The sequence below is a fragment of the Bradyrhizobium sp. P2_E8 genome, from assembly GCF_056403875.1.
In genome coordinates this window covers 1-8882 of sequence record NZ_JBFUES010000219.1, presented here as the reverse complement: position 1 = coordinate 8882, position 8882 = coordinate 1, and the positions used below count along the sequence as shown (strand labels likewise).

11 protein-coding genes are annotated in these 8882 nt (G+C 59.5%); 3 read left to right on the top strand and 8 right to left on the bottom strand.

Annotation, left to right across the window (positions count from 1 at the left end):
- Window positions 1-157 precede the first annotated feature (157 nt).
- A complete protein-coding gene (gene dusA, locus AC1D00_RS14700) occupies window positions 158-1156 on the bottom strand; it encodes a tRNA dihydrouridine(20/20a) synthase DusA (protein WP_477011163.1) in 999 nt (332 codons plus the stop codon).
- A gap of 74 nt (window positions 1157-1230) precedes the next feature.
- On the opposite strand from dusA, the gene AC1D00_RS14695 reads away from it, so the two are divergent.
- The 3 genes from AC1D00_RS14695 (at window position 1231) to AC1D00_RS14685 (ending at window position 3986) form a co-directional block, all read left to right on the top strand.
- Window positions 1231-2079 carry a Fic family protein gene (locus AC1D00_RS14695; protein WP_477011162.1) on the top strand — a complete coding sequence of 283 codons (849 nt, stop codon included), beginning with the start codon at window positions 1231-1233 and terminating at the stop codon, window positions 2077-2079.
- Window positions 2080-2245: 166 nt separating this feature from the next.
- The gene (locus tag AC1D00_RS14690; protein ID WP_477011161.1) at window positions 2246-3334 is read left to right on the top strand and encodes a tyrosine-type recombinase/integrase; all 1089 of its coding nucleotides are present in this window, start codon (window positions 2246-2248) and stop codon (window positions 3332-3334) included.
- A gap of 415 nt (window positions 3335-3749) precedes the next feature.
- Window positions 3750-3986, top strand: a complete 237-nt coding sequence (locus tag AC1D00_RS14685; RefSeq protein ID WP_247455975.1) for a hypothetical protein — start codon at window positions 3750-3752, stop codon at window positions 3984-3986.
- A gap of 96 nt (window positions 3987-4082) precedes the next feature.
- Here AC1D00_RS14685 and AC1D00_RS14680 read toward each other — a convergent pair whose 3' ends face one another.
- The 7 genes from AC1D00_RS14680 to AC1D00_RS14650 form a co-directional block, all read right to left on the bottom strand.
- Complete coding sequence (locus AC1D00_RS14680) at window positions 4083-4313, bottom strand: hypothetical protein (RefSeq protein ID WP_477011160.1); 231 nt, start codon at window positions 4311-4313, stop codon at window positions 4083-4085.
- Entirely contained in the window at window positions 4310-4651 is a 342-nt protein-coding gene (locus AC1D00_RS14675) for a hypothetical protein (protein WP_477011159.1), read from the bottom strand. Before AC1D00_RS14675 ends, AC1D00_RS14680 begins: the two co-directional genes overlap by 4 nt.
- Window positions 4652-4918, bottom strand: coding sequence for a hypothetical protein (locus AC1D00_RS14670; protein ID WP_477011158.1), 267 nt, complete (start codon window positions 4916-4918; stop codon window positions 4652-4654).
- A gap of 50 nt (window positions 4919-4968) precedes the next feature.
- Window positions 4969-5127, bottom strand: a complete 159-nt coding sequence (locus AC1D00_RS14665) for a hypothetical protein (protein WP_477011157.1) — start codon at window positions 5125-5127, stop codon at window positions 4969-4971.
- 672 nt (window positions 5128-5799) lie between these two features.
- Window positions 5800-7854 carry an AAA family ATPase gene (locus tag AC1D00_RS14660; protein WP_477011156.1) on the bottom strand — a complete coding sequence of 685 codons (2055 nt, stop codon included), beginning with the start codon at window positions 7852-7854 and terminating at the stop codon, window positions 5800-5802.
- A gap of 13 nt (window positions 7855-7867) precedes the next feature.
- Window positions 7868-8224, bottom strand: coding sequence for a hypothetical protein (locus AC1D00_RS14655; protein WP_477011155.1), 357 nt, complete (start codon window positions 8222-8224; stop codon window positions 7868-7870).
- Between the two features lie 18 nt (window positions 8225-8242).
- The gene (locus AC1D00_RS14650) at window positions 8243-8524 is read right to left on the bottom strand and encodes a hypothetical protein (protein ID WP_477011154.1); all 282 of its coding nucleotides are present in this window, start codon (window positions 8522-8524) and stop codon (window positions 8243-8245) included.
- Window positions 8525-8882: the final 358 nt, after the last annotated feature.

Genomic DNA, 8882 nt, shown 5'->3' with positions numbered 1-8882 from the left:
GCCGAGCTGGGCCGTCACGCAGGATCAGTGAGGCGAATGGCGCGAATGAGAGGGATACTGTTGAAGAAGTAGCCGTGGATGTCCGGTTTACCGCCAACATCGGCCGAAGTGAGGATGACCTCCGAGGTCGCAGATGGGCCAGAAGCGGACTCTTTGATTAGGCAGCTTGCCGTTCCTCGATTTTGGCGAGGGCATCGCGCAGCGCTTCGACTCCGGCTCCTGCCTTCACGCCACTTTCTGCCAGATGGCGGCGGAAGGCACGCGCGCCGGGCACCGCGTGGAAGGCGCCAACGAAATGCCGCGTGATGGCGTGTAGGCGGGTGCCGCGCGCCAGTTGTGCCTCGATATAGGGCATCATTGCCGCGAATGCGTCCTGCATGGTCGCATGCGGCGCCGCCTCGCCGAAGATGTCGAAATCGACGGCGAGCAACCGCCACGGCTCCTGATAGGCGGCGCGGCCAAGCATCACGCCGTCGACATGCGCAAGATGCGCCTTTGCTTCCTCGATGCTCAAGACACCGCCATTGATAATGACGGGCATATCGGGCATCGCACGCTTGAGTCGGTAGACGCGATCATAGTCCAACGGTGGGATATCGCGATTTTCCTTCGGCGACAGGCCTTTGAGCCAGGCCTTGCGGGCGTGCACGATCAACGCGTCACAGCCAGCAGCGACCACGCCGCACGCCAACTTATCGAGCGCAACTTCCGGATCCTGGTCGTCGATGCCGATGCGGCACTTCACGGTCACGGGAATGGAGACCGCGCGCTTCATCGCCTCGACACAAGATGCGACGATGTCTGGCTCCGCCATCAGGCAAGCACCGAAGCGACCGTCCTTCACCCGATCGGACGGACAGCCAACATTGAGATTGATCTCGTCATAGCCGAAGCCYTCGCCGATCCGCGCCGCTTCCGCGAGGTCGCGCGGATCCGATCCGCCGAGCTGAAGCGCCACCGGATGCTCCACGGCGTCGAAACTAAGCAGTCGCGCCCGATCGCCATGAACGATGGCACCGGTCGTCAGCATTTCCGTGTAGAGCAGCGCCCGCCGCGTCAGGTGACGATGGAACACCCGGCAGTGCCGGTCAGTCCAATCCATCATGGGTGCAACGGAAAAGCGATAGTCTTGCGATTTCGAAGTGACGAGGCTCATACTACAACTTGTTGGAGGCGTGGAGAGTGCGATCAATCTCCGCATCTTTTGCGGAGAATAGCGGAAGCTGCAACATGTATTTATATCAGCAACCGGATTGGCCGAAGTTCTCCTGGGACCCTGCGGCCATCGCAGCGGCGCTGGAAACGGCGTGTCTGCGGAAGAGCCGGCGGATCGATAGGGCACTCCACCTAGCACTCCGGGCACAGAACGGAGTGTTCTTATCCACCCTGACCGAAGAGATAGTTCGATCAAGCGAAATTGAGGGGGTGAATTTYGACCGACAGGAGGTGCGATCCCTGCTCGCGTGGCGGCTTGGGATTGGCTCGGATGGATTGCCACCCGCCGATCGGGCAATTGAAGGCGCAGTCGAGGTGATGCTCGATGCTACGCAAAACTTTAGAGCTGCACTTACTTTCGAGCGGTTGTTCAATTGGCACGCGTCGCTCTTTCCCACAACTCGTAGCGGGAAAAGGGGGATCATTGTTGGCGCGTGGCGTGACGGTCCGATGCAGATCGTATCAGGTAAATACCGTGGTCGTCGTATCCACTACGAAGCGCCATCCGCCGAGAAGCTAGACGTTAAGATGACAGCCTTTCTTGACTGGTATAACAGCGACCAAGAGGTCGATCCAGTCATCAAGGCTGCAATCGCCCACCTTTGGTTTGTGACTGTTCACCCATTCGAGGACGGCAATGGTCGCATCGCACGTGCTATCGCGGAGATGTCGCTCTCTCGATCGGATGAGTCTTCGCAGCGATTCTACAGTATGTCTGCACAGATCTGCAGAGAACGGCGAGCCTACTATGACGCACTTGAGAGCGCTCAAAAGGGCTCACTCGATGTTACTGCCTGGCTTACATGGTTTCTCGGGTGCCTTGATAGATCGACCTCAGTCCAAGTTTGGCCAGACGGCGAGTAGGAAAAGGCCTTCTTCGCGGCTGCAATGCATCACCCAATGGACGCAGAAAATGGGGGTGCCCGCGTAGATACAAGCGGTCGCTATCGATCAGGCATCGGAAGAAATTTGTTGGAGATTGAAGGCTTAGTTTGTCCCTACAAGGCAATACTGAAAATGAGTGTGATGCATGGCGACGGTAGTAAAACTCCCCTCGGGAAATTGGCGTATTCAAATTCGACGAAAAGGACGATATGCCGCTCGGACGTTCAGCACAAAGAAAGAGGCCGAGAGTTGGGGCTCGGTCTTAGAACGCGAGATCGACCTAACGGCGARGAAGGCGTCAGACTGGGGTAAGTGCACCCTCGAGGATCTGATCGACCTCTACTTGCGCGACATGCAGGACGTTGGAAAGAGAATTGGAAGGTCTAGGCGGTTCTTTCTCGATAGCGTTCGGCCTAAGCTGGGTAAGCTAAAGGTGACGGAGCTCACCCGCGCGAACCTTATCAAATACGGTCGCTCGCGCGCACTTGCGGGAATTGCGCCCGCTACTATCCTTTTTGATATCGCGACTATCGGCACAATCTTGAGTCATGCCGAAGCCGTTCATGGAGCATCCATAAGCCTTAACGAGTTCGTTCTCGCACGCAAAGCTCTTCGGGCACTCGGATTTGCGAAAAGGAGTCGGACTAGACTCCGGCGCCCCACAGCAGACGAGATTGGGCGATTGATCGAGTACTTCGCTAATGCCCCGCGCCAGGTCCTTCCCATGGATCGTATTGTCAAATTCGCTATTGCCACAGCGCTGCGCCGAGGAGAAATTGTTCGTCTCGAATGGCCGGATATCGATTTGAGAAAACGCTTGATGACGATCCGAGAGCGAAAGGCACCATTCGACAAAGATGGCAACCATGAAGTCGTTCCCATACTCAGCCTGACGGGCTTTGATGCTTGGCAGCTGCTTCTTGAGCAAAGAATCCTAACTCATGGAAGGGGCAGGGTCTTCCCTTATTGTGCCGCCAGTGTCGGAGAGGCATTTTCGCGAGCTTGCAAAGCTCTCAAAATCGAAAACTTACGATTTCACGACCTAAGGCGGGAATCGGCAACACGGCTCTTTGAAGCTGGCCTGCCTATCGAGAAAGTCGCGTTGGTCACGGGTCACAAGAGCTGGGATATGCTGAGACGGTACACTCAGTTGCGGCCCGAAGATCTCGTGAAAGCAGAACCACTCGCTCAGCTCTCCGTGGCAGATTTCATAGATCAACTGATTGATGCTTAAACGCTGGCGGAAGAGCGACCAGTCCCGAACGTCGCCTATGGGTCAAAACCTGCCCTGATGGCGCGGCCGGAGAATGTCTCCCAGTCCCCCGGAAGCGGACGTGGCTTGAGTTTGGCAGTCCGGTTCACCTCGCCTCTAGAAGAGCCCGAACTAGAGGCAGCGGAATAAGCAAGCCCTGTTTCGGAAGGCTGTGAGGCCCTTGCTGGCGCTGATCTTGGACTCCAACTGCAATGAAGGTCATCGATGCCACTTTTTCGGTTTTTTGATCTCACCTTACGGGCCTCCCCATGCGGTCGGTGCGTCGTTGACCAATGGACAAACGATGCCCCCGCCACCAAGCCGCCCGAATCACGTCCCGTTACTAAGCATTGACTCGCGCGCAGTGTGGATAGCCCAACAGACAGGGYGGACTACTATGGCCGATGCGAACTGGGACGACTTGGATAGGTTTGAACAAAGGCTGCTGATCAAGTTGTTCGGCGGCGGCTCAACGCGATACGATGATCCGGTGGTTGTTGAGGGTCTTCGACGCCGTGGCTTTGTAGACGAAAACAACCAACTTTCCGTGCCAGGGCTGCGTGTTTTCGCCGTTGCTTTCCGCGAACAGCAAGCAAAAGCCCGATCCCATTTGGCTATCCGGACAAGCCACTGAGTCAGAGCCGCCGCAACAACCGATGACGCCGCCGCCACTGTCGCCATCCATTCGGTTGCTTTTGCTGCCGTTCCTGACGACGTGCGAGGGATGCATCTAGTGTCGTTCCGTCGATTGCGCCGTCGTCGCACCGAACGCGCGGATGGCGACCTCCTGCGTTGCCCACATGCGCCACTCTTCGAGATCACCGGCATAGTGCAGCATCGATTTGCGAAATGCCGCATCATCAACGCTCATGCCTTTGTCGAGCAGCAGGTAATTTCCATGCTTGACCAATGCCTCGTTCCGACGATCGATCAACAATTGCTGTGCCTCTTCGAACGTCATTTCGAGCCTCCGCGCTTCACAGCCAGTTTCCAAATATTTCCGCCTTCACCCGGCCGAACGCCGGCGTTTTCCACGTCGCAATTCCAAACCGAACCCGCATGTGTGACGAAGGACCCCGGCGGATATGTCCGCGATGCATCCCAAATGCCCAGGTAACACAGCGTCGGGCGCGACTCGATTGCCTTGATCCGCTCTTTCAGCGGCGTGATTGCTGCCAGCACGAAGTCGGCGAGAACCGGCGCGACCGCCGCGACGAAACCTTCGATCTGGGCTCGCCGCTGGGGCGACACTTGCGCTTCGATCGCACGGCGCTCTTCCGGAGTTGGGACGTTCGTCATTTACACGTGCTTGATGTTGGGGGCTTTCCCATGGCGTCGCTCATACGCAAGCGACAGCCGAGCCTGCTCGCGGACCAACGCGCGACACGCGCGCATGTTGTCAGGATTATCGCGGTGCCAGAGCAGTTCGCGAATTTGCTTGGTTATCCGATTGATTGCAACCAGATCATCGGCTTCCGGCAAAATGCGAACCACCGAACGCCCCATCTTGCGGGCAACCAAACGGCGGCCAGTTTCCAGGTCCGTCGCTGTTAGCCTGACGACCATTGTCGTCTCCTCATCATTTCGAAGTCGACTTTCAATAGCAGATCGCGATCTCAACCCTCGTTACGCTGTAACTTGCGATGCAGTTTCTGCAGGGCCAGCTTCAAGGCTTTTGAGAGTTCTTTGCGATCTGTCTCGCTCCACTCCGCCAACGCGCCCTGGCTGCGCAGCCAATCCACGTCATCAAAATCGAGATCGATGGCAACACGCACGGCGCCTATCGCCTGGCGTGCGCGGTGTTCTCGCATGCGCTGAGCGGCGGCCGTGGGTGCAACGTGCGTCTTCGGCTTGGTTCTCACTTTTGAACCTGTGGGTGCTCTAAAATGCCGTCAAGATGGAACCCCCGATTAGGATTTTGGTCCCAGTGCGAGCGCCCCAGCCCGTGCGGTTCCTGCCCTCCTGTCGTCCGGTTTTGCACCCTCCCGCCCCCGGTGTGCTCTCTCGATCGCAGCCAGGGTGCGGTTGCCGTTGGCGGGCGCGAGGGGACTGGTGGTTTGCTATCCAGATGACGAGGATTGTGAGATCGACAGGGTCGAGCCCCGACAGGGGCGATGATCACCTGTTGATCATCACAGGGGGGTATGGGGGGTGACACACACACATGATCGACAGGTGATCGAAGGGTGATCGACAGTCGCGGAAGTACCTGCGGCACAACGCTTTTTGCAAAGAACGCCGCGCTAAACTACGAACGCAAAACCCCTGATAGACAGGGTGATCGACAGTTTTGATAGACAGGCAGGTGATAGACAGGTGATCGACAGGTGGTCGGCAAGCGCTTGCGCCACATGCGTTTTCCCCCACTTTGGGCAAGCGAAATTGCCTGGCATGAAGCCACGATCGAGGGGTGATCGACAGGTGATAGACAGGGTGATCGACAGTTTTCATCGCGTCACCAGACGCATCGTCCCACGGCAGGGCGATCCGTAGTTCTCGACCGATATGGCGCTAGTTTCGAACAGCCGGCGCATGGCACCTTCGAAGTCTCCCTTCCTGACGCCGTGCTTCTTGGCCTCAGCTTCTTTCCCGAACACGGTCGGCGCATAGTTTTTCGACGCCGGCTTTTCGCTGACATTGCGGCCCTGATCGTTGAACCGGCAGAGCAGTGCCACGAACAGCCGCTCGGCCGTTTGCTCGGCGGCGGCCTTTTGGAGCGTGCCCTGCCTCGGTTCCGGCACGAACACGCCTGCCTTCCAGCGCAGCAGCACGCGTTCGCCAAGCGGGCCATAGTTGTTCTTCAGGAACAGCAGCTCGCGCAATTCCGGATCAGGTTCGTCATCCTGTTCCGTTTTCGCGGTCCGGAAGAACATCCGGGCGCGGACCGAATTGTGCCAGCCGGTGCTGCCGCTCAGGCCGGTGCCGGTGCTGATGCCGGTCAAGCTCGGATGGCTGCACAACAGGACGCTGCAATTGCCGTCCATGGCGAGCCGGCGCAGCAGGCCAACGAACTGGCGGACCTGCTGGCGATCATTTTCGTTGCCGGCAAAGGTGTCGGCGCTGGTGTCGATCACCAGCGTTCGCGGCTGGATCTCACAGGCGGCCTTGAGGATGCGGTCAAACAGCGGCGTCGGCTCGATGATGCCGGCGCGATTGGCAGCGCCCAGGATGGCATCCTTGCCGGCGAAGGACAGCAAATGCAGCCCGCCTTCAATGAGATCGGCAAAGCTGGCATGATAATGCGCGGCGATATCCGCAACGCGGCGGTGGATCTCGGTGTCATCGTCTTCGCAACCAAGGTAGATCACAGGCCCCGGTTCGGGCAGCATGCCGAGCCAGTCACGACCTAGGACCGTCGCGATCCCGAGCTGCAGGGACAGCAGGGTCTTGCCGACGCTGCCCTCGCCGGACAGCAGTGCCGGCTGGCGCAGCGGGATACGATCGCGGACGGACCATTGCCGCGGCGGCGCCGGCCTAGCGTCCCATTCGGACATATCAATGAAAGCGAGCGGCTCGGCGCTGCCCTGATCCGGCTGTTCGGCGTTGCCGTCGAGATCTTTGTGCGGTACCAGCTCGCCGCTGCTCTGGCCCGACTTTATCGTGGCGCGCGCGGCAACCTCACCATCGTCATTAACGAGTAGGCACGCTGCCGCTGCCTCGAACAGCCGGCCGGCCACCTCGTCGCGGCTGATCCACTGGCGGGCGGACATCGTGCCCAAGCGGAAGGCGAGCGCGTTGAGCCGGTCATTACGGCCGGAATTTTGTGGCATGGCGGCCAGCTCGTCGCAGCAGCCCTGCAACGCCGCGGCGGCATATTTCTCTTCACGGCTACCGTAGAGCGCCGCAAAGTCTCCCGCGCCAGGCTGATGCGCGCCAAGCTGCAGGTTGACCCCGTTGGGCTTGCGGATCTCTTCAATCCAGCCCTGCCCTCGCATCAGCTCCGTGGCCCTGGTGATGAAGGCCTGCGCCAGCTCCGCCGTCAGTTCTGGCAGATCGGCATGGGCGATCTCGCCGAGTTCGCCACCATGCCACGTATACGGTTTGCGGGTGCCGGGATGGATACCGAGCACGACGATCTGCTGCCCATCGCCGAGAACCTCGACGCGGTGCTTCTGCTGTGACTGCGAGGTAAAGCTTGGCGTCGAAATCTTGGTGTAGGGCGTCGAGGTGCGGAACAGGATCGCGCGTTTCGGCGCCTGGCCGAACCGGACCATGCCGCGGCTGCCGATCATGTCCCATGCCAACGCCTCGATCTCGGCGGCCATGTCAGGATCGAGCACATCGATATCGATCGCTGGCGATCGGCGGGTCAGAACGCCCGTGTTCAAGGCGTCCGGAAACTTCTGAAACCAGCTATCGATCTCGGCTTCGGTCGGCTCAAGTTTCTGCCAACCCGGCATCGGCGGCGCCTTGCCGGCGGCGGGAATAGGCATAAAGCCCGCCGCCAGCAAGCGCTTCCTCGCGGCCGTCGCAGCGTCACGAATTTGCCAAGTCGCGAGCATGGCTTATGTCCGGTCAGAACGGGATAGCATCATTCATCTCTGACTTGCCGGACGGCTTCGACAACGGCCGCAGCCGGATGCCTTCCTTGCCGAGCGACGTCATCTCGGCGTAGGCCTCGACGGTCATGCCGACCCAGAGCGCGAAGTCCTTGCTGTACGCAGCGGCCAGCTTGACCGCGTTCGTCTTGTTCAGCACGAGCGCCTTCTCGACGCCTTCGAAGTAGACGACCATCCGCGTTTTCATGGTGCCGTCCTTCTCCTTCAGTTCCTGCGGCTCCACCTTGCCGATCTTGAAATGCGGCTGCTGGCCGTGCAGGTCGGCGGCGGACAGATATTTCGAGCCATAGAGATCATCGAATTCGAAGTTCATTGTCATTTGCCTTTGGGTTCAGTTGCCGGGTGCGTCGGATGTTGCAGGCCGCGATGCACCCAACGGCGCGGCCGGTTTCGCTTTCGCGAATTGGGAATTGTGGATTGTGATCGGCTCGGCTGGCCGTCCGAACCTGGCGACGACATCGATCAGAAAATCGGCCACGGTCTTCGGCAGCCAGCCGCGGTGCCGTTCGCAGCTCGCGCATTGCAGGCTCGCCACATGCGGGCCGGCGCCGACACCAATAACGACATCGGTCTGGCCACAGGCGACACAGGGAACGTCGATGGTGCGCTCCAACCTGACGGTCAGCCCAATGATGTCGGCTTGCGCGGTCACGCTACGCCGCCGGCAGCATGCAGCGCGGCGGATTGATGGCGCGCGTGTTCTGTGTCATTGAGTTCGTTCCTGATGGTGGTGGCCGCGATGGACGTCGCGGCTTGAAGATCCCGAAGAGCTTGTCCCGCAAGGGACAGCTCTTCTCCTTTTCAGGCGGATGATCCGGTACGGCGTTTCGCGCTGTCGGCGTCGAGCCCTTTTCGGATGAGCTGCCGCAACGCGTCGGCTCGGTCCGGAATTTTTTCGGGCTGAGCGCGGCGCCAAGCATCGACGCCGGTTTCCAATTCACGGTTGATCCGGAAATGCACGGCGGTGGGGG